The organism is Elusimicrobium simillimum (assembly GCF_049639735.1).
Classification (GTDB): domain Bacteria; phylum Elusimicrobiota; class Elusimicrobia; order Elusimicrobiales; family Elusimicrobiaceae; genus Elusimicrobium; species Elusimicrobium simillimum.
Map to the genome: position 1 here is coordinate 237,540 of NZ_JBEVVA010000003.1, position 26,052 is coordinate 263,591.

25 protein-coding genes are annotated in these 26,052 nt (G+C 44.2%); 19 read left to right on the forward strand and 6 right to left on the reverse strand.

What is annotated here, in order from left to right:
• Window positions 1–156: 156 nt before the first annotated feature.
• Together AAIR98_RS01765 and AAIR98_RS01770 are read left to right on the forward strand one after the other, a co-directional pair.
• Window positions 157–1,479 carry an MFS transporter gene (locus tag AAIR98_RS01765; RefSeq protein WP_423970533.1) on the forward strand — a complete coding sequence of 441 codons (1,323 nt, stop codon included), beginning with the start codon at window positions 157–159 and terminating at the stop codon, window positions 1,477–1,479.
• Entirely contained in the window at window positions 1,476–3,383 is a 1,908-nt protein-coding gene (locus AAIR98_RS01770) for a beta-L-arabinofuranosidase domain-containing protein (RefSeq protein ID WP_423970534.1), read from the forward strand. The genes AAIR98_RS01765 and AAIR98_RS01770 overlap by 4 nt, the downstream gene beginning before the upstream one ends.
• A 233-nt stretch (window positions 3,384–3,616) precedes the next feature.
• Here the strand turns inward: AAIR98_RS01770 and AAIR98_RS01775 are convergent, their stop codons facing one another.
• The gene (locus AAIR98_RS01775; protein WP_423970535.1) at window positions 3,617–4,501 is read right to left on the reverse strand and encodes a DMT family transporter; all 885 of its coding nucleotides are present in this window, start codon (window positions 4,499–4,501) and stop codon (window positions 3,617–3,619) included.
• Between the two features lie 66 nt (window positions 4,502–4,567).
• On the opposite strand from AAIR98_RS01775, the gene AAIR98_RS01780 reads away from it, so the two are divergent.
• The 10 genes from AAIR98_RS01780 to AAIR98_RS01825 all read left to right on the forward strand — a co-directional run bounded on the left by AAIR98_RS01780 (window position 4,568) and on the right by AAIR98_RS01825 (window position 13,971).
• Entirely contained in the window at window positions 4,568–5,836 is a 1,269-nt protein-coding gene (locus tag AAIR98_RS01780; protein WP_423970536.1) for an MFS transporter, read from the forward strand.
• Between the two features lie 50 nt (window positions 5,837–5,886).
• Complete coding sequence (gene rpmB, locus AAIR98_RS01785) at window positions 5,887–6,081, forward strand: 50S ribosomal protein L28 (RefSeq protein WP_423970537.1); 195 nt, start codon at window positions 5,887–5,889, stop codon at window positions 6,079–6,081.
• Window positions 6,082–6,163: 82 nt separating this feature from the next.
• Window positions 6,164–8,479: an outer membrane protein assembly factor BamA gene (gene bamA / locus AAIR98_RS01790; protein WP_423970538.1), complete on the forward strand. Its 2,316-nt coding sequence runs from the start codon at window positions 6,164–6,166 to the stop codon at window positions 8,477–8,479.
• A 29-nt stretch (window positions 8,480–8,508) separates the two neighbouring features.
• Window positions 8,509–9,306: an OmpH family outer membrane protein gene (locus AAIR98_RS01795; RefSeq protein ID WP_423970539.1), complete on the forward strand. Its 798-nt coding sequence runs from the start codon at window positions 8,509–8,511 to the stop codon at window positions 9,304–9,306.
• Between the two features lie 10 nt (window positions 9,307–9,316).
• The gene (gene lpxD, locus AAIR98_RS01800; RefSeq protein ID WP_423970540.1) at window positions 9,317–10,342 is read left to right on the forward strand and encodes a UDP-3-O-(3-hydroxymyristoyl)glucosamine N-acyltransferase; all 1,026 of its coding nucleotides are present in this window, start codon (window positions 9,317–9,319) and stop codon (window positions 10,340–10,342) included.
• A gap of 2 nt (window positions 10,343–10,344) precedes the next feature.
• A complete protein-coding gene (gene lpxC / locus AAIR98_RS01805) occupies window positions 10,345–11,178 on the forward strand; it encodes a UDP-3-O-acyl-N-acetylglucosamine deacetylase (protein WP_423970541.1) in 834 nt (277 codons plus the stop codon).
• Window positions 11,171–11,647 (forward strand): 3-hydroxyacyl-ACP dehydratase FabZ family protein, encoded by a 477-nt coding sequence (locus AAIR98_RS01810; protein WP_423970542.1) that lies wholly within the window; start codon window positions 11,171–11,173, stop codon window positions 11,645–11,647. The genes lpxC and AAIR98_RS01810 overlap by 8 nt, the downstream gene beginning before the upstream one ends.
• A gap of 12 nt (window positions 11,648–11,659) precedes the next feature.
• Window positions 11,660–12,466, forward strand: coding sequence for an acyl-ACP--UDP-N-acetylglucosamine O-acyltransferase (gene lpxA, locus AAIR98_RS01815; RefSeq protein ID WP_423970543.1), 807 nt, complete (start codon window positions 11,660–11,662; stop codon window positions 12,464–12,466).
• Window positions 12,467–12,471: 5 nt separating this feature from the next.
• Window positions 12,472–13,293 (forward strand): LpxI family protein, encoded by an 822-nt coding sequence (locus tag AAIR98_RS01820; protein WP_423970544.1) that lies wholly within the window; start codon window positions 12,472–12,474, stop codon window positions 13,291–13,293.
• A 12-nt stretch (window positions 13,294–13,305) separates the two neighbouring features.
• A complete protein-coding gene (locus AAIR98_RS01825) occupies window positions 13,306–13,971 on the forward strand; it encodes a hypothetical protein (RefSeq protein ID WP_423970545.1) in 666 nt (221 codons plus the stop codon).
• A gap of 44 nt (window positions 13,972–14,015) precedes the next feature.
• Here AAIR98_RS01825 and AAIR98_RS01830 read toward each other — a convergent pair whose 3' ends face one another.
• From AAIR98_RS01830 to gltX, 3 genes are read right to left on the reverse strand one after another with little or no spacing between them, the layout of a single operon-like run.
• Window positions 14,016–15,077 (reverse strand): type IV pilus twitching motility protein PilT, encoded by a 1,062-nt coding sequence (locus tag AAIR98_RS01830; RefSeq protein WP_423970546.1) that lies wholly within the window; start codon window positions 15,075–15,077, stop codon window positions 14,016–14,018.
• A 51-nt stretch (window positions 15,078–15,128) separates the two neighbouring features.
• The gene (locus AAIR98_RS01835; protein WP_423970547.1) at window positions 15,129–16,673 is read right to left on the reverse strand and encodes a hypothetical protein; all 1,545 of its coding nucleotides are present in this window, start codon (window positions 16,671–16,673) and stop codon (window positions 15,129–15,131) included.
• Window positions 16,674–16,676: 3 nt separating this feature from the next.
• Complete coding sequence (gene gltX / locus AAIR98_RS01840; protein ID WP_423970548.1) at window positions 16,677–18,143, reverse strand: glutamate--tRNA ligase; 1,467 nt, start codon at window positions 18,141–18,143, stop codon at window positions 16,677–16,679.
• A gap of 86 nt (window positions 18,144–18,229) precedes the next feature.
• On the opposite strand from gltX, the gene AAIR98_RS01845 reads away from it, so the two are divergent.
• From AAIR98_RS01845 to AAIR98_RS01855, 3 genes are read left to right on the forward strand one after another with little or no spacing between them, the layout of a single operon-like run.
• The gene (locus tag AAIR98_RS01845) at window positions 18,230–19,318 is read left to right on the forward strand and encodes a metallophosphoesterase (RefSeq protein ID WP_423970549.1); all 1,089 of its coding nucleotides are present in this window, start codon (window positions 18,230–18,232) and stop codon (window positions 19,316–19,318) included.
• Window positions 19,315–20,937 carry a glycoside hydrolase family 3 protein gene (locus tag AAIR98_RS01850; RefSeq protein ID WP_423970550.1) on the forward strand — a complete coding sequence of 541 codons (1,623 nt, stop codon included), beginning with the start codon at window positions 19,315–19,317 and terminating at the stop codon, window positions 20,935–20,937. The genes AAIR98_RS01845 and AAIR98_RS01850 overlap by 4 nt, the downstream gene beginning before the upstream one ends.
• A 21-nt stretch (window positions 20,938–20,958) precedes the next feature.
• Window positions 20,959–21,495: a hypothetical protein gene (locus tag AAIR98_RS01855; RefSeq protein ID WP_423970551.1), complete on the forward strand. Its 537-nt coding sequence runs from the start codon at window positions 20,959–20,961 to the stop codon at window positions 21,493–21,495.
• A 59-nt stretch (window positions 21,496–21,554) separates the two neighbouring features.
• On the opposite strand, the gene AAIR98_RS01860 is transcribed toward AAIR98_RS01855, so the two are convergent.
• Complete coding sequence (locus tag AAIR98_RS01860; protein WP_423970552.1) at window positions 21,555–22,202, reverse strand: DedA family protein; 648 nt, start codon at window positions 22,200–22,202, stop codon at window positions 21,555–21,557.
• Window positions 22,203–22,237: 35 nt separating this feature from the next.
• Here AAIR98_RS01860 and AAIR98_RS01865 point away from each other — a divergent pair, with 35 nt between their 5' ends.
• Window positions 22,238–23,164, forward strand: a complete 927-nt coding sequence (locus tag AAIR98_RS01865; RefSeq protein ID WP_423970553.1) for a GGDEF domain-containing response regulator — start codon at window positions 22,238–22,240, stop codon at window positions 23,162–23,164.
• Window positions 23,165–23,394: 230 nt separating this feature from the next.
• Here AAIR98_RS01865 and mnmA read toward each other — a convergent pair whose 3' ends face one another.
• Entirely contained in the window at window positions 23,395–24,459 is a 1,065-nt protein-coding gene (gene mnmA, locus AAIR98_RS01870) for a tRNA 2-thiouridine(34) synthase MnmA (protein ID WP_423970554.1), read from the reverse strand.
• A 153-nt stretch (window positions 24,460–24,612) separates the two neighbouring features.
• Here mnmA and rplU point away from each other — a divergent pair, with 153 nt between their 5' ends.
• The 3 genes from rplU to AAIR98_RS01885 all read left to right on the forward strand — a co-directional run bounded on the left by rplU (window position 24,613) and on the right by AAIR98_RS01885 (window position 26,050).
• A complete protein-coding gene (gene rplU, locus AAIR98_RS01875; protein WP_423970555.1) occupies window positions 24,613–24,927 on the forward strand; it encodes a 50S ribosomal protein L21 in 315 nt (104 codons plus the stop codon).
• A 14-nt stretch (window positions 24,928–24,941) separates the two neighbouring features.
• Window positions 24,942–25,313, forward strand: coding sequence for a 50S ribosomal protein L27 (rpmA, locus tag AAIR98_RS01880; protein WP_423970556.1), 372 nt, complete (start codon window positions 24,942–24,944; stop codon window positions 25,311–25,313).
• 86 nt (window positions 25,314–25,399) lie between these two features.
• Entirely contained in the window at window positions 25,400–26,050 is a 651-nt protein-coding gene (locus tag AAIR98_RS01885; protein WP_423970557.1) for a nucleotidyltransferase domain-containing protein, read from the forward strand.
• Window positions 26,051–26,052 lie beyond the last annotated feature (2 nt).

Here is a 26,052-nt window from a genome sequence, read left to right on the forward strand (position 1 = left end):
TTAGGGGAGAGGAAATTTTGACGCGTTGTTTGCTGCGTAGCAGCATGCAGAAAAGCAGGTGAGGGTGCTTTTATAAATTTAATTATTAAAAACCCGGTTGCAAGGCGGGGAAAACTATATATAATGATTGGGTAAACTACTTTGCACGGGAGGATTATGGAACATACACAATCTAAAAAAACACTTACGCAAATAGCGTTTATGTGCTTTGGTTTTTTTGGCATACAATTTGGCTGGGGCTTGCAAATGGCAAACATGAGCGCCATTTACTCACGCCTTGGCGCAGACGAAGCCGCCATACCTTTACTCTGGCTTGCCGCGCCTGTCACAGGCTTTTTAGTACAGCCCATAGTAGGCTATTTCAGTGACCGCACCTGGAACCGCCTTGGCAGAAGGCGCCCTTATTTTTTAGGCGGCGCGATATTTGCAAGTTTAGCGCTTTTAATTATGCCGCACTCACACGCCATTTGGATGGCCGCTATGATGTTGTGGATTTTAGATACCGCTGTTAACGTAAGTATGGAACCCTTTAGAGCTTTCGTCGCTGATATTTTACCGCAAGACCAGCGCAAAACAGGCTACGCCATGCAAAGCGTTATGATTGGCGCGGGCGCGGTAATAGCGTCTGCCTTACCTTTTATTTTGACAAAGTGGTTCGGCGTTTCCAGCATGGCCGCAGCCGGGCATATACCGATGTCGGTAAAACTTTCTTTTACAATAGGCGCGGTTGTTTATATAGCGGCTATTATAATTACAATAGTCACCACGCCTGAAACACCGCCCAAAGACATTGCCGCTTTTGAAAAACATAAGGCTGACACCAGCGGCATTACACCGATGTTTACCGACATTATTAAAGGCATTGCCAGCATGCCCAAAACCATGCAGCAGCTAGCATTAGTACAGTTTTTTACGTGGCTTGGCATGTTTGGCATATGGACAAACTTTTCAGGCGGCGTGGCCAAGGCTGTGTACGGCGCGTTTACCAGCGGTACGGCGCAGTATGAGGCGGCGTCAAACTGGGCGGGGGTATGCTTTTCCATATATAACGGTGTGGCGTTTTTATTCGCTTTCGCGCTTATTTGGCTGACCAAAAAATATACCGCTAAAAAAATACATATAGGCTGTTTGGTGGCGGCGGGTGTTGGCATGGCGTCGCTTGGGTTAACTAAGGTTGGCGTAAATTTAACACCGCAGTATCTTATTTTCCCCATGGTGCTTTTAGGTATAGGTTGGGCAAGTATTTTGTCTATGCCTTACGCAATGCTCTCAAACGCTATAGCGGCCGAGAAGATGGGTTTTTACATGGGCGTGTTTAACTTCTTTATTGTGCTGCCGCAGATTTTGGGCGCGTTTATTTACAGCGGTATTTTACTTGCCATAGGGCAACAAAACCAAATTGTTGCGGTTGCGCTTACAGGCATTTGTTTTATAATAGCCGCGTTGTTTACGCTTAAAGTAAAAGAGGCCGAGGCATGAAAATAAACCGTGTTTTTAAAGAGACTTCTTTAAATAATATTACCCCCGCAGGCTGGGTAAAAGACTGGCTGAAAATGCAGTCAACCGGGCTTACGGGTAATATTGAGGCGGCGGGTTATCCGTTTGACACGCCGGGCTGGGAAACACGCAAGTTTATTGACGGCGGTACCGATGACTGGTGGCCCTTTGAGCAAACTGGTTACTGGGTGGACGGCGCTATAAAATGCGGTTATCTTACGGGCGATAAAAAACTTATTACCCGTGCTAAAAGACAAACCGATTACGCAATTGCTAACCCCGATAAAGACGGTTACATAGGCCCGCATTATATGAAGGCGCCGGGCGGCAACCACCGCTGGCCGCACGCGGTATTTTTCCGTGCGCTTATGGCGCAGTATAGCGCCACTAAAGATAAAAAAATTTTAAAAGCTTTGCTTAAACATTATAAGAGCGAAACTTCGCCCCATACATTTCATAGAGAAATTTGTAATTTTGAAATTATGGTTTGGCTATATGAGCAAACTGGTGATAAAAAAATATTAGATATCGCTTTTAAAAATTATAAAGCGTGGTTAAAAGCCAACCCCAAAAACACCGCCACAATAAAAAATTTAACAAGTAATGTGCGCCCGTATGACCACGGCGTTACGTTTAATGAGTTAACCAAACTGGCTGTCATAGCGTATATATACAGCGGTGATAAAAAATATTTAAAAGCGGCTGTTAATGGTTACAAAAAACTGTTTAAAGATATGGTGCTGCTTAACGGCGTTTGCCTTAGTGCTGAACACATTGGCAAAGTGGAAGACGAGCTTAACAGTTGTGAGGTTTGCGATATTACAGACATGACCTGGGCGCTTGGCTACATGCTTATGGCTACCGGAGAAGCGGAGTATGCAGACATGATAGAAGCGGCTATTTATAATGCTTTGCCGGGCGCCGTAAAGAGTGATGATTTTGGCGGGCTGCAATATTTTTCCGCCCCCAACCAAGTGGTTGCCGCCAATAATACTAACCACAATTTTTTCCACCGCGGGCAAAAGTGGATGAGCTACCGGCCCAACCCCGGTACAGAATGCTGCCCCGGCAACGTTAACCGCGCCATACCAAATTTTGCCGCCAGGCAGTGGATGGAAACGGCGGACGGCATAGCGGCGGTATTTATCGCCCCCGGTAAAGTTAAATATAAAAACGCCGAGATTACGTGCGAAACATCTTACCCGTTTTCTGACGTTATTTCTTATAAAATAAAAACGGCTAAGGCGCAAAAGTTCAGCTTTACTGTGCGTATACCCGCCTGGTGTAAAAACGCAAGTTTGGAATTTAACGGCAGTTTGTTGGATACCGTTTTAGAGCCCGGTTTTGTAACATTTGAAAACTTTGTTTTTAGAAACGGCGACACGTTAAAATTGTATTTGCCTATGCAAATAGAAGTAAAAAATTATCCCGGCGGCGGAGTATATGTGCAGCGCGGGCCTCTGGTATATTCGCTTAAAATGGAAGAAAATTGGAAAATTGATAAAGCGGAAAAACGCCAAAATAAAAAATTGCCAGCCTATAACCTGGCGCCAAAATCAGCGTGGAATTACGCGCTTGATACAAGCCGTTTTGAGGTGCACGAACGCCCGCTTAAGGGCAACCCGTGGACTATCGGTAATACCCCCGTCACCATAAAAGCCGCGGCATATAAAGTGAAAGACTGGAAAACAGAAAAACCGCTTTATACCATGGCCGAATATGCCGACTGGGAAAAACGCTGGAGCGTTAAAGAAAAAGGGCCCTTTGAGTTTACGCCCAAATTACCTAAAAATATAAAAAATAAATTAGGTAAAAAAGAAACAGTAACACTGGTACCATACGGCGCCACGCACCTAAGAATAACAGTATTTCCAAAAGTAAAATAAAGTTTTTCTCTCCCTCTTAGGGGAGAGGTCGAGACGAACGTAGTGAGTCCGGGTGAGGGTGCTATAGTTGTTATTAATAAGTTTTCTAGTTTTATAAAAGCAGAATAGTTGTGTATAATACCCTCACCAAGCCGCGCTATGCGCTTGGCCTCCTCTCCCCTAAAAGGGAGAGGAAAATAAAAAATCCCCTTTCATAATGAAAGAGGATTTTTTTATAGGCAATCTTATTAAAACTATTTTTTAAGCGGTTTTTGTATTAAAAATAAGCTGAAGAAAATTAATAATACGCCGCCAATTTCATTAAATAACGGTATTCTGCCTGTAGCGGCAAAGTCCAAAGACAAGGCCACTAAAGGCACCAAATACGTAACGGCAGATGCGCGCAGCGCGCCAAGCCTTTTAATAAGCTCCACAAGTATCAGGTACGCAACCGCGCTTGAAAATACGCCTACCACAATCATGGAAATTATTACTTTAGGCGTAAAAGCCGCTGCCGTCGGCATTGTGCCAAAAGCAAGTGACAGCGCCAGTAAAAGCACCGCTGAAAATAAATATTGCTGAAATACGTTGCCCTCAATAGAAATAGTTTTATGGTCTACCATAACATACTTTGTGCCCACATTGCCCAGCGCGTAACAAACCGCCATTAACAGCAGCGCGCCACAGCCGTAAAACTCGCTCATACTTCCGCTAAAGTGCAGCTTAGGGTACATTATAAAAAATATGCCGCCCAAACCTATTAATACGCCCACTGCTCTGCGCCAGTTAAAAGCGTCTTCCCCTTTAAGCGTTACCGCCGCTATTAAAAACACCCACAACGGCACCGTCGCGTTAAATATGCCCGCCACGCCGGACGGTATATACTGCTGGCCCCAGAACATAAAAATAAAAGGCAGTGCAATCAAAAGCAAGCTCAGCACCCACGGCTTCCAAAGTTCTTTTGTGGGCACTTTTATGCTTTTGCGCCTTATGGCAAATAATGCCGTTAAAAAAATAAAACCAAAAAATACTCTTGAAAACGCGCCCCACATAGGGTCTATGCTGTCCACGATATTTTTGGTTGCTAAAAACGCGCTGCCCCAGCAAACCGCTAAAGCAATAAATAATATTGTTGTCATGTTACTCTCCTTGTTTAATTATTATAATATAGTTTTAGGGCGGATATGAAATAAAAAGAGGTTATAATGTCACAAAAAAATACTGCGCCGTGGTTGTTTGTGCCGTCATTATATTTTGCCGAGGGGCTGCCATATGTTGTTATTAACATAGTGTCCGCCGTAGTATATACAAAAATGGGCGTAAGCAAAGACGTAATGACATTTTGGACAAGCTTTTTATATTTACCGTGGGTTTTAAAAATGTTTTGGAGCCCGCTTTTAGAAAGCGCTTCTACCAAAAGAAAGTGGCTGCTGTCGGCGCAGTTCGCGCTGGCGGCAATTTTTGTGCTTATCGGGTTTACATTTAAACTTGACCAATTTTTTATATTTTCAATGCTGGGCTTTTTCGCGGGCGCATTTATAAGCGCTACTTATGATATAGCTACAGACGGGTACTATATGATGAGCCTTACTGATAAAGACCAGTCTTTTTATGTAGGCATAAGAACGCTTTTTTACCGTCTTGCCATGATTTTTGGCGGCGGTATTTTAGTAATGATGGCCGGGTTTATAGAGCGTGAGACGGGAGATATATCGTTAAGCTGGACTATTACTATGTGCGCGCTTGGCGTATTTTTTGCGCTGGCGGCGGTGTATCATCTTTTTATTTTACCCAGCGAAGTCAATGAAAAGGTTGAAAAAACTAATGTTTTTGATAATTTTTGGGCTGTTTTTAAATCTTACTTTACGCAAAAAAATATTGTTGTAATAATACTTTTTATTTTACTTTACAGACTTGGCGAGGCCAGCCTGGAAAAAATGATAGCGCCTTTTATGCTGGACTCTGCGGCCGAGGGCGGCCTGGGTTTAACTACAGAGACTTTTGGTTTTGTCAGAGGCACAGTTTCAATGGCGGCGTTAATAGCCGGCAATATTATAGGTGGTGTGCTGTTGGCCAGATACGGGTTTAAAAAGTGTATTTGGGCTTTTGTGGCGCTGCTTAATGTACCCAATATATTTTATGTAATATTGTCTGTATATAAGCCGTCTTTGCTGGTTGTGGGCACATTGCTTACGCTAGAGCAGTTTGGCTATGGGTTAGGCTTTATGGCCTTTACAGTTTTTGTTATGGATATAAGCCGCTACAGCAAGTACAGTACGTCGTATTACGCCATATCCACAGGTATAATGACGCTTGGCATGATGATACCCAATATGGTCAGCGGCAAGCTGCAAATGGCGCTTGGTTACACCAATTTCTTTATAGTGACCTGCGTATTGACGGTGCCCAGCTTCATATTGGTACCGTTTATGCTTAAAACGGTGTATAGAGAAAATAAGGCAAAAACAGATTAAATTTTGTTATAATGTATATATAAATTAAATACTAGTATTAGGAAGTGAGTATGTCATATAAATGTGAATTATGCGGAAAAGGCCCTGTATCAGGCGGTTCATACAGCCATTCCAACAAAAAAACAAATAGAACTTTTAACCCCAATCTTCAAAAGCAGAAGCTGGTTCTTGACGGTAAAACCCAAACAGCCTATGTCTGCACAAGATGCATGAAAGGCGGGTTTGTTACAAAACCCTCTAAATAAGGAAAGTTTTATAATTTAAAAACCCGTGCTGCAACAATTGAGTACGGGTTTTTATTTACCAATTTTGAGTTATTTTAAAAGAATGAAAAAACTACTATTTTTACTATTTTTATCGTCGGCCATAGTTGCCGCCGCAGAAGAAGAAATGGACCCTGTAGGCCCCTGGATGGTTTGCGAAACGGCCGTAACGGGGCTTAACAATATAACGCCTAAGACGGTGCTAAAGGCCGCGCACGCCAAAAAGGGCGAAATGTACGAAAAAAGCTACGTATATGAAGATATGCAAAGCATAATCGCGCTTGGCAACTTTGACAATGTCGAGGTTGACCTTTCTCCCTCTAAGGGCACCCGCAAAAACAAAGAAGATAAAGAAGCCTACCAGTGCCACAAAGTTACCTACAAAGTGCAGGAAAAACCTATCTTTGACAAAATAATTTACCAGGGCCGCAAAAAGCTCAGCCGCCACGCTATTACAGAGGCTATGACGCTTAAACTTAAAGACCCTTACAACGAAACCAAACTTTCGCTGGATATGGACCGTATTAAAGCAAAATATGCCGAAAAGGGTTATATCAACGCCAATGTTTCCTACAGCACAACTTTTAATAAAGAGTTTGGCACGGCGGAAGTTACGCTTATTATTAACGAGGGCGCCAGGGCAAGAATATTTGTGGTGGATATGGACGGCGCCGCGCAAATACCCGCTGAAAAAGTTATTAAAAAAAGCGCCAACCGCCCCGGCAAAGTATTTAAACCGCAAAACTTACAGGCGGACTTGTCTAAAATGATTCTCTACGGCCGCAACAAAGGTTACAGTGAGTACAACATAACCCAGCCCAAAATAGACATGAATGAAGATAAAAGCGAAATCACCCTCAGCTACGAAGTTACCGAGGGTATAAAAGCGTTTTACGGTGAAACAACCTTTGAGGGAAATACAGTATTTTCTGACGAAGAACTGGCTAAACTTGTGTTTTACCGCCCGGGCCAAAAGTATAAAGAAAAAAGCTTCGGCCTTACCTGGCAGGACGTTAGCGAAAAGTACGCCGACAACGGCTACCTCGCCGCCAGAATTAACCCTATTAAAAAAGTTGACGAAAACGGCAAGCTTGATATTACTTTTGACATTTCGGAATCACACATTTTTTATGTGGACCACGTGGACGTTTCCGGCTACGAAACAACCAAAAAGAACGTTTTGGCAAGGGAAATTACCGTTAAACCCGGGGATTTGTTTAGCGCCGCTAAAATAAAACGCAGTCAGACAAAACTTATGAACCTTGGTTTTTTAAATAATGCCGAGCCCAAAATATCAGGCACGCCAAGCCCGGACAGAGTTGACGTGGACTTTGAAGTGGCCGAGGGCCGCCCCGGCATGTTCAGCGCAGGTATAGCCATGTCTTCGCTGGACGGTTTATATGGCGAGGTCAGCCTCAGCCACATGAATTTATTTGGCAGGGCGCAACGCCTTAATTTACGTACGCAGTTTGGTAAAAATCTGTTGGACTATTCTATAGGCTGGTCAACGCCGTGGGTGTTTGACCGTCCCGTTTCTTTTGGTGTAGACGCTTTTAATACCAGGCGTTACCGTCCGTATCAGGATGAATCCCGCGCTTATACTGACCGACGTATCGGCGGACGCGTGCGCATAGGGCCCAGATTTTCGGAAGATATTTATTTGCTCAGCATGGCCTATACTTTGCAGAATATCGAAATTTATGACATTGACGACCAGTTCCAAAATGATATAAAGAAAGAAGATACCTTATATTCGTCTTTCAGCGTGGATTTTGCTATAGACACGCGCGATAATATGTGGGACCCTACCTCAGGCTGGCGCAACTCTATAGGTTTAGAACTTGCCGGCGGCCCGTTTATGGGTGACTTGGATTTGTGGACGGTAAGTTTGCGTTCTATATTTAACCACACGGTTTTTAATATTGGCGGCAATTACCCGGTTGTTTTTGTATGGTCTAATAAATTTGCGTCTACCAACCCTTACGGCAGAACAAAAGAAGTGCCCGTTTATGAAAGGTATTTTATAGGCGGCGCGGATACTGTAAGGGGTTATGACCACACCGGCGAAGTCGGCCCGCCGGACGGCGGCGATTTATATTTTGTGTCTAACATAGAGCTGCGCTTTCCGCTTGCCAGAGAGGGCAGGCGTAACATAGCCCAGCTTGCCACGTTCTTAGATATTGGTAATACATGGAAGAGTGTAGATGATATTAAATTTAAAATAGGTTCTGACCAGGACGAGTTTAAAGCCGGCGTAGGCGTAGGCCTCAGGTTTGCCACGCCGCAGCTGCCTATACGTATAGACTGGGGTTACGGCCTTAACCATAAACCCGGCGACTCAAGGGCTAAGTTTTACTTTAATATGTCTAATTCTTTTTAGTTTAGTATGCTGCGCGGCAGAGAGTTTAAATGAAAAAAAATATTCTTCTATTAATATTTTTATTAGCCGCCGCCGTAGGTGTGAGGGGGCAGGCATTGTCCGCCCAGGCGCCGCAGGACGCGCCCGGTGCGCCCGTCGCCGCGTATTTAGACATAACGTATGTGTTTAAAAACCACCCCTGGACTTCTAACACTAAAGCGTCTTTACAGTCGGAACTGCAGTCAAAGGCGCTTGAGATAGAAGAGTTAAAAAAGGACGTTGAGTTCCTGCGGGAAGAGACGGCTCTTTTGGACGAGGGGCTGCAAAAGCTCAAACCTTTTTATAAAGCCAATTATTTTGGTGAAGACGTAAAAATTTATCCTGTTCCTAAAGATTTTTTAACGCAGGATAAAGTGGATTCTATAGTGCGCGACATAGTGTTTAGCGGCGCGGACATAAGGTTTAACAGTCCTGTTGATTCCTATTTGGTAACAGAGAAGTATAATGATAGAATAAAAAATAATATAGCTGTTATTTACGACAAAGAACTTGCCATAGAACAGCAAAAATACGACACCAAAAATAAAGTCAAGCAGGAAGAAGGCCTTGAAGTACAAGAGATTTTAGCCGATATTTACGAAGAGCTTAAGCTTTACGCGCAAAAAAGAAATATCGCCATAATAGTTAATAAAAAAGACATTTTATACGGGCAAAAACCGGTGGACATAACGGCGGACTTTATGGACAGAATTAAAAAGACCAAAAAGAACCGCAAGGGTAAAAAAGATAAAGAGGCCGCCATAGTGGTGGGGCTGGACAAAGATACCGCGCCGGAGATAAAATATTAAGAGGTACGCTATGAATATAACTTTAGAAAATTTAGTAAAAATCACAGGCGGCGAATTGGTTGGCAAAGCAGATTTTGTTATAAATACGCCTTGCAGTATAGATAACCCGCAGCAGGATGGCATTTGCTATCTGTCAAACCCGGCCAAAAATAAAGCCCCGCTTGACAATGTGGGCTGCGTTATTTTCCCCACCGCCGCTAAAGGCAAAATAGATTTTAAAGGCAACGCCATTTACGCAGACAACCCGGAATGGGCGTTTACACTAATACTTAGATACTTTGACGAGGCGCAACCTAAGTTTGATAAGGGCATACACCCCACAGCCGTAATAGGTAAAAACGTAACAATAGGCGCTAACGCAAATATAGGCGCTTACACCGTTATAGAAAACGATGTTACCATCGGCGACAATGTTACGCTTTACCCGCATGTTTACATAGGCCGCGGCGTTACAATAGGCAACGGTTGTTTATTTTACCCTAATGTTGTGGTAAGGGAAAAATGTATTATTAAACATAATGTTATTTTAGAAGCGGGCGCAGTTATAGGCGCCGACGGCTTCGGCTTTGTGCTTATTAACGGCAAGCATGAAAAAATACCTCAAGTAGGCAATGTTATAATTGAAAGCGACGTTGAAATTGGCGCTAACACAACCGTAGACAGGGCAAAAATTGACAGCACCGTAGTGGGCGTAAACGCCAAGGTGGATAACCTCACGCAGCTGGCGCATAATGTTAAAGTAGGCGCGGGCAGCATTATAGTATCTCAGGTGGGCATAGCGGGCTCTACAGAAGTAGGCCGCGGCGTTGTTATTGGCGGGCAGGTAGGCATTGTCGGCCACATTAAAATAGGCGACGGCGTTATGATAGGCGCGCAAACAGGCGTTATGGGCAGTGTGCCCGCAGGCGCCAAAATTTTTGGCACCCCCGAGAGAGATTACGGGCAGATGCTAAAAATTTACGCAATAGAATCAAAATTGCCGGAGTTATATAAAGATATAAAAGAGATTAAAAAGAAATTAGAAAACCAAGGGTAAATATGTTTAGGCATACAATAGAAAATAAAAAAACAATATCAGGCATAGGGCTGCACACGGGGGAACCCAGCAATATGTCCTTTGAGCCGTATGATAAAGAGGGCATTTATTTTTTAAGAACGGATATCAAAGACTCAGAACCTATTAAAGCGGTTGTGGATAATGTGTCATCTACAATGCGCGGGACAAACTTAAAATACAAAGGCGCGGAAGTGCACACTATTGAGCACGTTATGTCCGCCTGCGTGGCGCTTGGCATTACCGATATTTTAATTTCTATGGACGGCCCCGAACCGCCTGTTATGGACGGTTCTTCACAAGTTTACGCGGACGCTCTTAAAGAATGCGGCAAAAAAAAGTTAGATAAAAAAATGCCCGTTCTCACAATTAGTAAAAAAATAGAATTTGAAGATAAAAATGTTTCTTACTTGGTTGAACCTTACGACGGGTTAAAATACAGTTTCCTTTTTGTGCACAGCCACCCGCTGGTAAGCAGGCTGGAATATTCTTTGGAATTTAACCAAGATAATTACCTTGAGCAAATCGCCCCCGCAAGAACATTCGGTTTTGTGGAAGAATTAGAATTTTTAAAGAAGCACGGCCTTGCCAAAGGCGGCACAACTGAAAACGCCGTTGTTATAACTAAAGACGGGTTTTCATCACCTTTGCGTTTTGAGGGCGAAATGGTGCGCCATAAAATACTTGATATGATAGGCGATTTGGCGCTTACCGGCTGCGTACTTAAAGACATGCATGTCTTTGCGCGGGCGGGCGGGCACAAATATAATGTTGAACTGGCCAAGAAATTACTTGCTGAGGGGGATATAGATGGCTGAGGAAAAACTGAACCTGGCTTTTTTGTTAGATAAAAAGGCGGACAAGGTAATTACGCATGAAGAAGTGCTTAGCACTATCTTGCACAGAGACCCGTTTTTATTTGTAGATTATGTTAACATAATAGAAGAGGGTAAATATTATGTAGGCGTAAGAAAGTACAGCGGGGAAGAGGACTTTTTTAAAGGCCATTTTCCGGGTATGCCGGTTATGCCGGGCGTGCTTACTATAGAAAGTATTTCACAGTGCGCGGGGGCTGCGCTTATGAGGGGCATTAACGGCAAGGTACCCATGTTTTTAAGCATTGACGAGGCTAAGTTCAGGGGTATGATTAAACCGGGGGATACTGTGCTTATGCCAATGCAAATTTTACGTTTTGGTAAGATTTCGCGTATATACGCGGAGGCTTACGCAAACGGAACTTTGTGCGTACAAGGTTATTTTAATTATATTTTGACTGATAAAAAGTAGAAGGAGAACTAAATGCCTGTAAATATCCACCCATCAGCCGTAGTAGATAAAACCGCGATTTTAGAAGATAATGTAGAAATAGGCCCCTTTGTAGTTATAGGCCCCAAAGTAAAAATAGGGGCGGGCAGCAAAATTGGCCCGCACTGCGTTGTAGAGCATTGCGAAATGGGCAAAAATAACGAGCTTGTCGCCAGCTGTTTTGTGGGCATAAAACCACAGGATTTGTCTTACAAAGGAGAGCCTACCATGGTTGTAATGGGCGACGGCAACAAAATAAGAGAGTGTGTTACCATACACCGCTCCACAGATTTAGAAGTACCCACAAGGCTTGGCAACAACTGCTTAATTATGGCAAACGCGCATTTGGCGCATGACTGTCAGGTAGGCAGCGGCGTTATTTTAGCTAACTCCTGCGGCATAGCGGGGCATGTTATTATAGAAGACAGGGCCATAATATCAGGCCTTTGCGGCGCGCACCAGTTTTGCAGAGTGGGCAGCATGGCAATGGTATCGGGCGCTACAGGCATACATAAAGATATCGCGCCCTATTGCACAGCGCAGGGCTACAGAGCCGGCTTAGTGGGGCTTAACATAATAGGTTTAAGGCGCAACGGCCTCAGCCGCGAAACAATTAAGTCTATTAAAGACACATATAAAATTTTATTTATGTCTGACCTTATTTTCAGCGAAGCTTTAGTTGAGGCTGAAAAACAGGCGGCAACCCCGGAAGCCAAGCACATGGTGGACTTTTGCAAAAATTCCAAACGCGGCATGGCCATGGCCAGAATGAAAATGACGGAAGAAGACCAGGCGGAATAGCAAAAATGGAAAAAATAGGCATAATAGCGGGCGAGGGCAAAATGCCCCTTTATATAGCGGCCAAAGCTAAAGAGCGCGGCGTTGCTGTGTATACCGCTTGCATAAAAGGCAATGCCAACCCGGAGGACTTTTCTGCCCTCAGCCACAGTGTGGTAGAGTTTAAAATGGGGCAGATGAGCAAAGGCATAAATTTTTTTAAAGAAAACGGTGTTACGCAAATTTTAATGGCGGGGCGTGTAAAGCACACCGCCATTTTTAGTAATATCATGCCTGATTTACGCGGCGCTAAAATGCTGGCGGGGCTTAAAGACATGCAGCCCAAAACCATTTTAACTGCAATCATAGATGAATTTAAAAAAGACGGTATAGAGTTTTTAAGTTCCGCTTTATTTTTAGAAGATTATATGCCCGGCCCCGGTCTGCTTACCAAAACCAAACCTTCGGCGGAAGAAGAAAAAACCATAACCTACGGCATACAGGTTGCCAGGGCTTTATCAAGTTTAGACATAGGCCTGACGGTGGTGGTTGCCGACAGAGCGGTAGTAGCGCTTGAAGGTATGGAAGGCACGGACGCCTGTATAGAACGCGCGGGCGAGCTTTACAAAAAAAGTAATAAAACAAAGCATAGTCTTATTGTGGTAAAGGCCGCCAGGCCCAACCAAGATTTGCGTTTTGACCTGCCTATCATAGGCAAAGGCACTATCGAAACCAATATAAAAGCCGGCGTAAAAGTACTGGCTATTGAAGCGCACAAAACACTTATTTTAGACATGCCCGAGGTCATAGAAATGGCTAATAAAAACGGCATGGTTATAACGGTATTTTAGGGCGGGGTAAAGATGAAAAAAGATCAAGTAATATTGGCGGTATGTCTTATATTCTTCGCGGTATTGGGCGTAGTGTTTGCCAATTATAAAAAATCCGTTAAAATTAACGAAGAGGCCAACAAAGCCGTCGCCGCCATACAAACGCATTATCTCTGGTATAAATCCGCCATGCGTTACAAAGAGAGAACCGGCAACACCATAGACAGCGAAATATACAAAGAATGGACCTCTGCCAAAGGTAAAAAACAAATTAGCGAAGACAATAACTACCCGCAAAATTCTTTCGCGCGTATTTATGGCCAGCTGGACTACCAAATACCCGGCGAACTTACCTTAGCCTTTGGTTTTTATGACGGCCGCTGGATATATTTTATGCATCAGGATAAGATACAGGCAGGCTACAGCGCGCAGGGGTTAGTTGACCAGGCTTCTGATAATATTGATTATATGGAAGAAGTTCCTACAGATTTATCGGAACTTGGCTTTCTGCTTTTTTACAAAACACCGGAGGCCGGCAAACCGCAAGTTATTGAGACCAACTGCATTCCTCTTACAAAGTATAAACTTGAAGTATGTAAAAAAACATTTGATATTTTACGTAAATTTAATAATGAAAAAATTGACTACAGAGTGCCTGATAAAATTACAATAAATGATATAGAATTTGAAAGACAATAAAAATTCCCGGAACAAAAAGTTCCGGGAATTTTTTGTTGCCAATATTATTTTGCCATTCTCTGCTGTAAGTAACTCTTAAAGTCCGTTGGGTTGGAGGCGTGGGAAACAGCGTCCTGGTAAGTGATTTTCTTTTGTAAATATAAATCGCCAAGCGCCTGGTTCATTGTTGCCATACCGCTAGATAGGTTTGTCTGCATAACAGTAATAATCTGTTCGGGCTTTTTGTCTCTTATTAAGCTTCTTACTGCGGAGTTAGCCAACAGCACTTCAGCCGCCATTATACGGCCTTTACCGTCAACCGTAGGTAATAACTGTTGGCACATAACGGCCTCCAGCACGAAGGATAACTGCATTCTGGCCTGTTCCTGCTGGTGCGGTGGAAAAACGTCCACAATACGGTTAATACTTTGCGGCGCGTCCGATGTATGTAAGGTTGCAAAAACCAAGTGGCCTGTTTCCGCTATGTTAAGCGCGGCCTGAATTGTTTCAAAGTCTCTCATTTCGCCCACTAAAATAACGTCGGGGTCTTGCCTGAGAACGTGCCTTAAAGCCTCGCCAAAGGTATGGGTGTCGGCGCCTACCTCGCGCTGGTTAACAATACTCTTTTTATGTGTGTGCACAAATTCTATTGGGTCTTCCACCGTCATAATATGATAGTTATGGTTTGTGTTAAGGTAGTTAATAATACTGGCCAGTGTGGTGGATTTACCCGAACCTGTTGGCCCGGTTACTAATACCAGCCCCTTATGCAGGCGCACAATATTATGCACGGCGGCCGGCAGGCCAAGCTCTTCAAATGTTTTAAACTCAAAAGGTATTGCGCGGATTGCGGCGCCTATTGTATTACGCTGCTTAAACACGTTCATACGCATACGGCCTATGTTTTTCATGCCGAACGCGAAATCCAGTTCCTGGTCAGCCTCGAAACGCTGCTTTTGGTCGTCAGTCATGATAGAATAAATAAGGTTTTGGGCCTTTTCCGGGGTAAGCGGTTCAAAAGGCGTCGCGAAAAGTTTGCCGTTAATACGCAGTATAGGTGACGCGCCTACTGTTAAATGTATGTCTGATGCCCCATTTTCTTTCATCAGTCTAAAAAGTTCGTCCATTACCAGCATAATATCCCTCTCTTGTTTAGTATCCCTTACAAAGTAATTGTACTACATATCCAGTAAATCTAAAGTTAAATTATTTAAGGCTCCTGTAAGTGTACCTTTTTTTGTGTCAACTTCAAATATGTAAACTATAGGTTCCTGGCGCGGCTTTGTCAGGCGGTATTTTACAATGTAAGTGTCTTTGTGCAGCGGCTCGCTTGACCAGGCGGCGGTGTAGCCCTGCTTAAGATATTCTGAAAAATAAGAGCTTAAAAACGCGTTTACCGTAACGTTTTTCTTTTTAAGCATATGATTTTGCGCTGTTTGTATGGCCTTTTCTTTTAAAACAGTTTGCGGGTTTTCCGCCTTTTTGGGTAAGGGCGGCAGCGGCGCGGGCGCTGCGGGTTGCGCTGTAACGGCTGCGGCCGCTTTGGCCGGCTGCGGCGGTTGTTTCAGCTGGGGTACCGGCACTGCTTTTTTAGGTTCATTATTTAGCTTTGACGCCGTATATCTGTATATGCCAAAAGAGGCCGCGCCTAAAAGTAAAAATACCACAAGCGCCGCCGTAAGCACAGTTAGGTTAGACTTGTTGTTTTCTCCGCCGTTTTCGGTAAGATTTTTGTCTACAAAAGTTTCTGCCTTGAGGTTGCGCCTTACCGCTGTAAAAGAAGTAATGGTATCTTCGCTTGGGGAAAGTGTTTTAATAGGTTCGTCCAAAGGTGTTTTTTCTTCCACTTTTGTTACAAACGCGTCCGCCAGGTCAACGGGCCGGGCGGGTTCTTCCGCCGTAGGGGCCGGCTGAGTGGCAGCGGGAACCTCTTCTTTTTTTGGTTCCTCCGCTTTTGTTTGCGGTAACGCGGGCATAGCCTCTGCGGCAGGCTTTTCTTCTGTTTTTACGGGTATGGGCCGCGCGGCCGGGATTTCTTTTTTTACTTCAGCGGGGTGTTGATGGAGCGCGGGTTTGTGCGGTTCTTCTTTTAAAGGGGGTGTATTTTGTTGTTCCTTTTTCTGTTCGGGCGTAATGGTAACCTGCGCGGAGATTTCCACTTTCTTTTCCTGCGGTTTAGGCTCTTCTTTTTTAGGCTGCGCTGGCGCGGCGGGCGGCTCACCGGCGGAAGTTTTTACCGTGCGGTTAACCAATACTTTGCCTTGCTGTCCAAAAGCTTTTTCCGCTTTTTGGCGTTTTTCCTCTTCTTCCAAACGTTTAATTTTGGTGTTGGATGTTGTGCGGGTGTCCGGGCGCAATTCGCGCTGTAAAAATCTGCCCAGGTACAGGTCAGAGTTTTCCATTTCGTCAGGTATGCCTAAGATAGAGCTTAACTCGCTGTCTTCATTTTGGTAAACGGTTTCAAAATATTCTTCTATAGAAATATTTTCATGGGCGTCCGCTTGGTCCGCGCCGGCTGCGGCGGGCTGCTTTTTTTCTTCTTCCAGAGGTGCGGCGTCGGGGTTAAAGTCCGTATATTTACCGGCCTCTTTCCAATAGGAGTGGTTGTCGCCGTGCGACTCGGGGCATACGAGATTACTAAGAGAAAAGCCTTCTCTTTTTGTAAGCTCGGCCGCTTCAAAGGGGCCTATAACATCGCCCTTTTCCAGAGTCCAGTATCTCATGCGTTACCCCAAGTAAGTTTTAATTGCTGTTTCTATTCTTTTTATTACTGTATCCTTGCCCAAATATTCTAACATTCTAAAAAGTGTCGGCCCGTGCGTTCTGCCTGATACCGCCACACGCACAGGGTGGAAAATTTGGCCTGTTTTAAAGCCGTTGGCAGGCGCGAACTCGCGTGTTACTCTTTCAATTTCCGCCTCTGTCCATGCTTCTAAATTTTGGTAAACGGGTATAATTTTTGTAAGCACGTCTTTAGCTTCTGGCTTTTTAAAAACTTTATCCACGCTGGCCTGTTCAAATTCAACTTCGTCAAAGAAAAACTTTATCAGGCCCGGCACTTCTGTAAGCCTGCGGTATTTTTCATGCTCAAGTTCTATAATTTGCTCAAGCCTTGTTCTGTCCACACCGTCCACATTTATGCCGGCGTCTTTAATAAATGGCATGGCAAGGTCAGTCAATTTAGCTATAGGTGTGGCGCGGATATACTCGCTATTCATCCACTCAAGTTTTACGGGGTCAAAAACAGCGGGGCTTTTTTGGCAGCCTTTAATGTCAAATTTTTCTTCAAGCTCACCTGGGCCAAAAATTTGCTGAGAGTCTGAGGTGGACCAGCCAAGCAGCGCAAGATAGTTAACCAAAGCGTCGTGTAAAAACCCCGCTTTTTGGTACTCTATTACGCTGGTGGCGCCGTGGCGTTTGGAAAGTTTGGTGCCGTCGGGCCCGTGTATCATGGAAAGGTGCGCGAACTGCGGCGGCGCCCAGCCCAAGGCGCGGTAAATTTGTATTTGCGCGGGGGTGTTGGAAATATGGTCGTCGCCGCGGATAATGTGCGTCATGCCCATAAGATGGTCGTCAATAACACAGGCAAAATTGTATGTGGGGTAGCCTGATGTTTTTTGTATAACCAGGTCGTACAAGTCTTTGCTGGCAAAGGTAACCTCGCCGCGAATCAGGTCGTCCCAGCCGGCGCTGCCTTCTTTGGGCATGTCAAAACGTATGGCCGCCTTTCTGCCTTCGGCCTCAAGCTTTGCTCTTTGCTCGTCTGTAAGGTGTTTGCATTTGCCGGTGTATCTTGGGGGAAGTTTTTGCGCTTGCAACTCGTGGCGCATAGTTTCCAGTTCTTCGGCGTTGCAGTAGCATTTGTAGGCCTTGCCTTCGGCAAGCAGCTGGTCTATATATTTTTTGTAAATACCGGCGTCGGCGCGGGCGGACTGCAGGTAGGGCTTGTGCGGGCCAAATTCCGTACCGTCGCGCATCGGGCCTTCATCCCAGTTTAACTGTGTCCATTCCATACCGTCAAAAATAGCTTCCACTGATTCGGCCGTGGAGCGCTGCTCGTCGGTATCTTCAATTCTTAAAACGAATGTGCCGCTGTTTCTTTTAGCGAATAAATAGTTAAAAAGAGCGGTGCGCACACCGCCTATATGTAAAAAACCTGTCGGACTGGGGGCAAAACGAACTCTGTGCGTCATAATTTTAGGACTCCGTAAAATATAAAATGTTATTATATATTATACTATATAGGAGTTTTATTTTTTGCATTTGGAGAGTTTTTGGTATGAATCTTTTTTACGTTGTTGTATTTGGCATATTTTTTGCTTTTAATTTGTTTGTCGGCGGCATTTTTTACATATTTTTTCCGTCAAAATTTACCAAGATTTTGTTGTGGGCATTACCCATAGCGGGGCCGTTGTTTATACTGCTTAGTTTTGCCGTTAACCGCCGCTCAGAGGGTTATTTTGGCGGGTTAATAGCCATGCTTGGCCATTATTGGACGGGGATACTTGGCATTTTGGTTTTTATCGGTATAGTAATGATTCTTGCTTTTGTTGTGTTATCGCTTTTTAAAATACCGTCAATTTATTGGATAGGCCGCACAGGCCTGGCGTTTATGGTTGTGTTTACGCTGCTTGGCATTATGGGCGGGCAAACAGCGCCTGTTGTAAGGCAAATTGACATAAAATCCCCTCATTTACCTGTGGATAAACTTAAAATTGTGCAAATTTCTGACACTCACCTTGGTACGGGCGTAAGAGTAAAAAGAGTGCGCGATATGGTAAAAGAAATTAACGCGCAGGAACCCGATATTATCGTTGTAACAGGCGACTTTTTTGAAAACGGCAATAAGCTTGTTGAAAAAAACGCCAACGCCCTAAAGCATATGAAGGCCAAGTACGGCATTTACGGCACTTTAGGTAACCATGAATTTTACAGGGGTTTAAAACAAAGCACACATTTTTTTGAAAAAGCAGGCGTAGAGCTTTTGCGCCAGCAGACTGTGCGCCCATTGCCCGGTGTGGCGGTGTCGGGCCTGGACGATTTTAGCACAGCGCATATAAGCAAGGCGGATTTTGGCAGGTTTTTAGACGGGCTTAATAAAAACGAGTTTAATATAATTTTACAGCACGAGCCTAAATATTATGACGTAGCGCAAGGCAAAATGGACCTTATGCTGTCTGGCCACACGCATGACGGGCAGATATTCCCGTTCCGCTACCTTGTTAAGACACGCTACCCGCATGTATACGGCTTGTACCAAAAAGGGCGCAGTAGTTTTTATGTAACCTCAGGCGTATTTTACTGGGGCCCGCCCATGAGGCTGTTCAGCCGCAACGAAATAGCGGTATTTAATATTGAAAAAGAATGAGAAAACTATTAGTTTTTATTTTACTTTGCCCCACTTTGCTTTTGGCGCAGGTGCCTGATTTTGATTCTCTTACCGTAGAGCAAAAACTGGGGCAGACACTTGTGGCGTTTGTAGATACCGACAATGCCGACTCTTACCGCACGGCCATAGAGGCGGGCATGGTGGGCGGTATTCTTATACAATGGGGCGATTATTCTCTAGAGCGAACCACAAAATTGGCCGCTAAACTGCAAGGCTGGGCCGCCAAATCACCTACCAAAATACCTTTGCTTATTTCTATAGATTATGAGGGCGGCACCGTTTATACGCCTGTAACTTTAGGCTTTGAATACTTGCCCACAAATATGATGATAGCCGCCGCGGCTGATGAAGACGCCGCCGCCCGTCTGTTTTACCTTGCCGGGCTGCAGCTAAAAAACGCGGGCATACATATTAACTTTTCCCCGGTGGTTGACGTTAATATTAACCCCGGCAACCCTATTATAGGCGTGCGTTCTTTTGGGTCTGACCCTGTGCTGGTGGGCAAAATGGGAGGCGCTGTTATAAGCGGGCTGAGCGCGGCGGGCGTAATGCCTGTGGCCAAGCATTTCCCGGGGCATGGGAATACGGTAATAGACTCTCACTACGCTTTGCCTGTGCTGGATACAAATAAAAAAGAAATGGAAACGGTGCACCTTGCGCCTTTTAAAAAAGCCATAGAAGCCGGCGTGCCCGGCATTATGACGGCGCACATAATTTATAAAAGTTACGACCCTAAATACCCCGCCACATATTCTAAAAAGATTTTGGGCGACCTGCTTAGAAAACAAATGAAATTTAACGGCGTAATAATATCAGACGCGCTGGATATGAAGGGCGCCACCGCTGACGGCAATATAGCGCTTAGCACCGCGCGTACTATTGAGGCCGGCACAGATATGGCGCTGACGGGCAGGTTTTTAAATTTTGAGTCTATTTACCATAAAGTATACGCCTATAAAGGCACCGAGCTTTCCGAAAAAAGAATAAACGACGCCGCCAAAAAAATATACGAATTAAAGCGCGATCTTGGTTTGTTTGACACAAACAAAAAGGAAGATAATAAAGAAACAGCCAAAGCCTACGCCGCAGCGGCTAACACCATAGCGCAAAAAGCGGTAACAGTTTTAAGAAACAAAAGCAATGCTGTGCCGTATAAAACAGATAATCACGAAGGCAAAAAATTATGCGCCGTTTTCTTCGCCCCAACAAGATTTGCCGAGGAAATAACCGCATTTAAACAGCCTTTTTTAGAAAAAGGCTGGAAAGTAAATTTTTATAACGCCGCCATGCGCCCCACCAGCAAAGATTTAAAACGCGCCAATAACTGCGCCAAAAACGCCGACCTGGTTGTGGTGGGCAGCTTGCAATGGGCGGCAAAACCGTTTAGAGCGCAGACCTCAACTATAGCGGCTATACTTAAAAATAACCCCAACGCCGTGGTAATTTCTATGATGAGCCCGTACGAGGTTTCTACCTATCCGCAGGCTAAAAATGTAATGCTGACATACGGCATAAGCAGGTTTTCCATGAGGGCGGCGGCGGACGTACTGCTGGGTAATATTCCCGTGCAGGGCAAGCTGCCAATTGAACTGAAGTAATTAAATTTACCTGGAGAGATTATGAAAAAAATTATTTTACTTGTAGCAGCAGTTATACTTGTTTTGGGAGTACTGTTTGGATTTGTTTTTTATAAATTTAATTTTACCCCTTTGTCTTTCCCAAAATCTGATATTGCGCTGTCACATGACTCTTGGAAAGAACAGCATTTTGAGAAGGAAAGGGTTTCTTTGGAGTTTCCTTTGACGCTTGTAAAAGCAGAAAGAAAATTAGCGGACGGAGAAGATTCTATGTTAACTTATGCAATAAACTCCGATCCGAGTGCTTTTAACTTTGCATTAGGCTATTATGCTTTCCCCAATTCGGAAATTCAGGAGCCTGAAATAGAGGGGAATCTTACCAAAACAGTGTTGGATATAGGCGGTAAAAAATGTAACTCCAGCGAAGAAGTAAATACTTATTTAGGCAGAGATTTTCATTCTCAATATATCAGCTGTATACAAAAAAACGAAGTTTGGCTTTTTGTGCTTAATTATAAAAATACTAATGAAAACAAAGAGTTCGCACAAAGGCTTTTGAAAAGTATAAAAATAAAATAATAATATTTATGACGTAAAAATCCCGCTACTAAGTAGCGGGATTTTTTGTTTTTAAATATTTAATTCTTTTCCATTTTGGCGCGTATTATTTCTACCCCCGCCGGGATGAACGATATTACAACTATCGCAACAATTACGTAGTGAAAATGGTTTTGCACTACAGGCAAATCGCCAAAAATATAGCCGCCCACGCAAAATATTAATACCCACGCTATCGCGCCTATTACGTTGTAGCTTATAAACTTACGGTACGTCATAGCGCCTATGCCCGCCACAAACGGGGCGAAGGTGCGTATAATGGGTATAAAACGTGCTAAAATAATTGTTTTGCCGCCGTATTTTTCGTAAAAATTATGCGCGCGCATAAGGTGCGCTTTGTTAAGCCAGCGGCTGCTTTCGCTTTTAAAAACTTTTGGGCCTATATGTTTGCCTATCTCATAATTAACGCTGTCGCCCCCTATTGCCGCTACTATTAGCAGGCCGATAACCAGGTAAAGGTTAATAGGGCTGCCGTCAATACTGGCCAGCGCGCCTACGGCAAAAAGCAGCGAGTCCCCGGGTAAAAACGGCGTTACTACCAGCCCCGTCTCGCAAAACACTATAACAAAGAGTAAAACGTAAAGCCACGGGCCAAGCGTGCCGGCCCAAGCATTAAGGTGTACATCAAGATGTAAAAAAACGTCAACGGCTTGAGTTAAAATTTCCATAGTAATATTCTACAAAATTTATATAATTAACTATTATGGCTAACGAAAAAATTTTAATAGCGGACGATAACAAACAGATACGTGAACTTGTGTCAGAAATTTTAGTTGACGCCGGGTACGAGGTTGTAACCGCCGTTGACGGGCACGACGCTATTGAAAAAATTTATAAAGAAAACCCGTCGCTTTGCATTGTTGATTATGAGATGCCCGGCCGCACGGGCTTTGACGTTGTTAAAGAAGTGCGCAGCCGCGTGGCCTACCTCAACATGCCTATAATGATTTTTACCGCCGTTGAAGACAGAGAAACAAAATTAGAAGGCCTTGGCTTAGACATTGACGACTATTTAAACAAACCTGCCGACGCTGATGAAATTGTGGCAAGAGTAAAACTTTTGCTGCGCCGCAACGTGCAAAAATTAAACTCCAACCCGCTTACCAGATTGCCCGGCACCCCGGCCATACAGTCACATGTTGAGGCAAGAATAAACGCCGGCCTGCCCTTTGCCGTGCTTTACTGCGATTTAAATAATTTTAAAGCCGTTAACGATAAATACGGTTTTGACGAGGGCGACAAAGTATTAAAATTTACCGCCGATACTATTGTAGCGGCAACTAAGTTAGACAAAGACGGTTTTGTCGGGCACATAGGCGGCGATGATTTTATAGCAGTATGCGCCTTTGACTACGCCGATGACGTTGCTAAAGAAATAATTTCTGTGTTCGACCAAAAGTCACCTTATTTTTATAATGACGAGGACAGAGCGCAAGGCTATATGATTTCGCACGACAGAAAAGGCGAGGAGCAGCAGTTCCCGTTCCTTTCAATTGGCATAGGTATAGTGCATAATACTAAACGCCCGATAACATCTTTTGCCATGGTTAGCAATATCGGCGCCGAGCTTAAAGCGCTTGTCAAACAGCAGGCGGGCAGCGCATATGCTTTCGACCGCAGAGACAGTTAGATTTAAAAATCCTTTTTTCGCTTCGCGTCCCATTTGTTGCGCTCTCTGCGGTCGCTTTGTTTTCAATCAGCGGAATAAAATTTCTTCGGCTTTTGGTAAAATTGGGACTTTCTATTTTTCAACACACCCACCGTGTTACCCGCACCAAGTGTGCTGAAAAATAGAAAGTCCCAATTTTATTCAAAATCCTGTGAAATTCACTAATACTACGGCACTTATAACAACATAAACTAATCTATTATCCCGCCGCCAAGCACCAGGTCATCCTGGTAAAAAACAACGCTTTGGCCTGATGTGGCCGACATTTGCGGGGCGTCAAACTTTACTTCCGCCGTGCCGTCTGTCAACGGGGTTACGGTTGCGTCCGCCGGGGGGTGCATTTGGCGTATTTTGGCACGCACTTTTATTGGTGCGGCCGGCGTTTCTACAGACCCCCAGTTAAGGTCAGTTGCTATAAGAGTGTCTGAATATAAATCTTCTTTTGTGCCAACCACAACTAAATTTTGTTTGGCTAAAAGTTCTATTACGTACATAGGCTCTTTGGTGCCGCTCAGGCCTATGCCTTTGCGTTTGCCTATGGTAAAGTTCCACACACCGTTATGCGTGCCCAGTACATTGCCTTGTTTGTCCACAATGCTGCCGGGTTTTGCGTCAAATTTTAAAATATCGTTATAATCGCCGCAGTAAAAATCTTGGCTGTCGGCCTTTTCGGCTACGGGAATGTTTTTTTGTTTAGCTAATTCACGCACAGTTTTCTTGGTCATTGCGCCAAGCGGGAACAGTGTTGTGGCCAGCTGCGCCTGGGTAAGGCGGTAGAGGAAATAGGTTTGGTCGCGCGTGGCGTCCAGCGCGGTTCTAAGCTGGTAGCGGTTGGTAGCGGCGTCAAATGTTATGCGGGCATAGTGGCCTGTGGCAAATTTATCAAAATCTATACCTTGTTCTTTGGCCAGTTTTGGCAGCATGCCAAATTTAATATAGCTGTTGCACCATACGCACGGGTTTGGCGTGCGGCCCTTTTTATATTCTTCTTTAAAATTGTCTATTACTATTTTTTTGTATTCTTCACGGCAGTCTACCACTTTAAAGGGGATGTTTAAGAGATTGGCCACCTTTTCCACAGTTTCAATGTCTTTGTCTTCCGGGCCCAGGCAGGCGTTGTTGGGGCCCTGGGGCGTGGGCAGGCTGGCGTCCCATATAGACATTATGGCGCCGGTTACGTCGTTGCCCTGCTCTTTTAAGAGGGCGGCTGTTAAAGCGGAATCTACGCCCCCGCTAAGGCCTACCAGTATTTTCATGCTTATATTATACCTTTTTGAGATTTTAGTTGTCTGGAAGCGGGTTTATTTGCTATTATATTTAAAGCTGAATAAGCTAATCTGAAGGACGCTCAGACCACGGGAGAAACCGGGGGGCTGGGCACTTTGTCCTTTTTTTGGTATAATAAAAACATGTACGCAATAATAGAAACAGGTGGAAAACAATACTGGGTTAAACCCGGTCAAAATCTGCAGGTTGAAAAACTGGACGTTGAAGCCGGTCAAAGCGTTGATTTAAAAGTGCTTTGGGCCAACGATACCGACAGTACCTCAGCAGATGCCAAAGCTGGCAGCAATACAGCCAAGGTCACCGCTCAAGTGGTTAAACATTTGAGAGGCAAAAAAATAATTATCTTCAAGAAAAGACCTAAAAAGGGTTACGAAAGAACCCAGGGTCACCGTCAGGATCTTTCCGAGATTAAGATAACAGACATTAAATTAGGATAAATAGGTGAGATAAAATGGCTACAAGTAAATCACAAGGTTCGTCCTCAAACGGAAGAGACTCCCACGGTCAACGACTTGGGATGAAAAGATACGGAAATCAATTTGTCAATGCCGGTGAAATTATCGTAAAACAACGCGGTACAAAATTTTTACCGGGCGCCAACGTTTCAAGAGCTAGCGATGACAGCCTTTTCGCAAGAAAAGCCGGCATAGTTACCTTTGAATGGGCAAAGAAAGATAAAAAGAAAATTTCTGTCTACCCGAAGGGTGAAGAACCTAAAGCAAAAGTTGAAACAAAAGCCGCGGCCAAGCCCGCAGCCAAAGCACAGCCTAAAAAAGCAACAGCCGCTAAAAAGCCGGCCGCTAAAAAAGCTGAAGCAAAATAAACTGATTGCAAACTAATAAAAGCACATACACCTTGTGTATGTGCTTTTTTTGACCTAAAATAGACACCTGTTAAATAGGAGAAAATATGAATAACTTTATAAACAAATGGATGGAAGATTTAACAGGCAAATTAACCGCCGCATTTGGCCCCAGGTTGTTATTTGTCGGCCTGCAAGGCAGCTACAGGCGCGGGGAGGAAACCGCCGCCAGCGATATTGACGCCGTTGTAATACTGGACACGCTTAGCACCGCAGATTTAAAAGAATATAAAAATATTACGGCAACTATGCCTAAGGCGGAACTGGTGTGCGGGTTTATCAGCGGTAAAGCCGAACTTTTAAACTGGCCGAAGCAGGAAATTTTTCAGTTTTATAATGACACAGTCACTTTTTACGGTAATCTTGACGCTGTTGTGCCGCAAATTGGCAGAGATGACATTGTTAACGCTGTAAAAACGGGCGCTTCCGGCCTGTACCACGCGGCTGCGCACACTTATTTGCATGGCGATATAGATGGCGTTTTGCCCGCGCTTTATAAAAATACATTTTTTGTTTTGCTGCCGCTGCAATATTTGCGTGACGGAAAGTTCCACTCAAGCAGAAAGGAACTTCTGGCCAATCTTAACGGTATAGATAAAGAAATATTAGAAATTTGTATGGGCAAGGAAAGCCCGCCGCAGGAAAAATTTGAAAAACTTTTTAACTGGTGCGGAGCATTGTTGCGCGCGGACTTATAGAT

What these genes read in the sequence shown, in the direction of transcription:
- AAIR98_RS01855 (WP_423970551.1), top strand. Translation starts at nt 20,959, where the DNA reads ATGAAAAAAATTATTTTACTTGTAGCAGCAGTTATACTTGTTTTGGGA.
- lpxC (WP_423970541.1), top strand. Translation starts at nt 10,345, where the DNA reads ATGTTTAGGCATACAATAGAAAATAAAAAAACAATATCAGGCATAGGG.
- mnmA (WP_423970554.1), bottom strand. Translation starts at nt 24,459, where the DNA reads ATGAAAATACTGGTAGGCCTTAGCGGGGGCGTAGATTCCGCTTTAACA.
- AAIR98_RS01850 (WP_423970550.1), top strand. Translation starts at nt 19,315, where the DNA reads ATGAGAAAACTATTAGTTTTTATTTTACTTTGCCCCACTTTGCTTTTG.
- lpxA (WP_423970543.1), top strand. Translation starts at nt 11,660, where the DNA reads ATGCCTGTAAATATCCACCCATCAGCCGTAGTAGATAAAACCGCGATT.
- AAIR98_RS01765 (WP_423970533.1), top strand. Translation starts at nt 157, where the DNA reads ATGGAACATACACAATCTAAAAAAACACTTACGCAAATAGCGTTTATG.
- rplU (WP_423970555.1), top strand. Translation starts at nt 24,613, where the DNA reads ATGTACGCAATAATAGAAACAGGTGGAAAACAATACTGGGTTAAACCC.
- AAIR98_RS01820 (WP_423970544.1), top strand. Translation starts at nt 12,472, where the DNA reads ATGGAAAAAATAGGCATAATAGCGGGCGAGGGCAAAATGCCCCTTTAT.
- AAIR98_RS01775 (WP_423970535.1), bottom strand. Translation starts at nt 4,501, where the DNA reads ATGACAACAATATTATTTATTGCTTTAGCGGTTTGCTGGGGCAGCGCG.
- AAIR98_RS01830 (WP_423970546.1), bottom strand. Translation starts at nt 15,077, where the DNA reads ATGGACGAACTTTTTAGACTGATGAAAGAAAATGGGGCATCAGACATA.
- AAIR98_RS01795 (WP_423970539.1), top strand. Translation starts at nt 8,509, where the DNA reads ATGAAAAAAAATATTCTTCTATTAATATTTTTATTAGCCGCCGCCGTA.
- AAIR98_RS01810 (WP_423970542.1), top strand. Translation starts at nt 11,171, where the DNA reads ATGGCTGAGGAAAAACTGAACCTGGCTTTTTTGTTAGATAAAAAGGCG.
- gltX (WP_423970548.1), bottom strand. Translation starts at nt 18,143, where the DNA reads ATGACGCACAGAGTTCGTTTTGCCCCCAGTCCGACAGGTTTTTTACAT.
- AAIR98_RS01860 (WP_423970552.1), bottom strand. Translation starts at nt 22,202, where the DNA reads ATGGAAATTTTAACTCAAGCCGTTGACGTTTTTTTACATCTTGATGTA.
- AAIR98_RS01835 (WP_423970547.1), bottom strand. Translation starts at nt 16,673, where the DNA reads ATGAGATACTGGACTCTGGAAAAGGGCGATGTTATAGGCCCCTTTGAA.
- AAIR98_RS01780 (WP_423970536.1), top strand. Translation starts at nt 4,568, where the DNA reads ATGTCACAAAAAAATACTGCGCCGTGGTTGTTTGTGCCGTCATTATAT.
- AAIR98_RS01845 (WP_423970549.1), top strand. Translation starts at nt 18,230, where the DNA reads ATGAATCTTTTTTACGTTGTTGTATTTGGCATATTTTTTGCTTTTAAT.
- rpmB (WP_423970537.1), top strand. Translation starts at nt 5,887, where the DNA reads ATGTCATATAAATGTGAATTATGCGGAAAAGGCCCTGTATCAGGCGGT.
- bamA (WP_423970538.1), top strand. Translation starts at nt 6,164, where the DNA reads ATGAAAAAACTACTATTTTTACTATTTTTATCGTCGGCCATAGTTGCC.
- lpxD (WP_423970540.1), top strand. Translation starts at nt 9,317, where the DNA reads ATGAATATAACTTTAGAAAATTTAGTAAAAATCACAGGCGGCGAATTG.
- AAIR98_RS01885 (WP_423970557.1), top strand. Translation starts at nt 25,400, where the DNA reads ATGAATAACTTTATAAACAAATGGATGGAAGATTTAACAGGCAAATTA.
- AAIR98_RS01770 (WP_423970534.1), top strand. Translation starts at nt 1,476, where the DNA reads ATGAAAATAAACCGTGTTTTTAAAGAGACTTCTTTAAATAATATTACC.
- AAIR98_RS01865 (WP_423970553.1), top strand. Translation starts at nt 22,238, where the DNA reads ATGGCTAACGAAAAAATTTTAATAGCGGACGATAACAAACAGATACGT.
- rpmA (WP_423970556.1), top strand. Translation starts at nt 24,942, where the DNA reads ATGGCTACAAGTAAATCACAAGGTTCGTCCTCAAACGGAAGAGACTCC.
- AAIR98_RS01825 (WP_423970545.1), top strand. Translation starts at nt 13,306, where the DNA reads ATGAAAAAAGATCAAGTAATATTGGCGGTATGTCTTATATTCTTCGCG.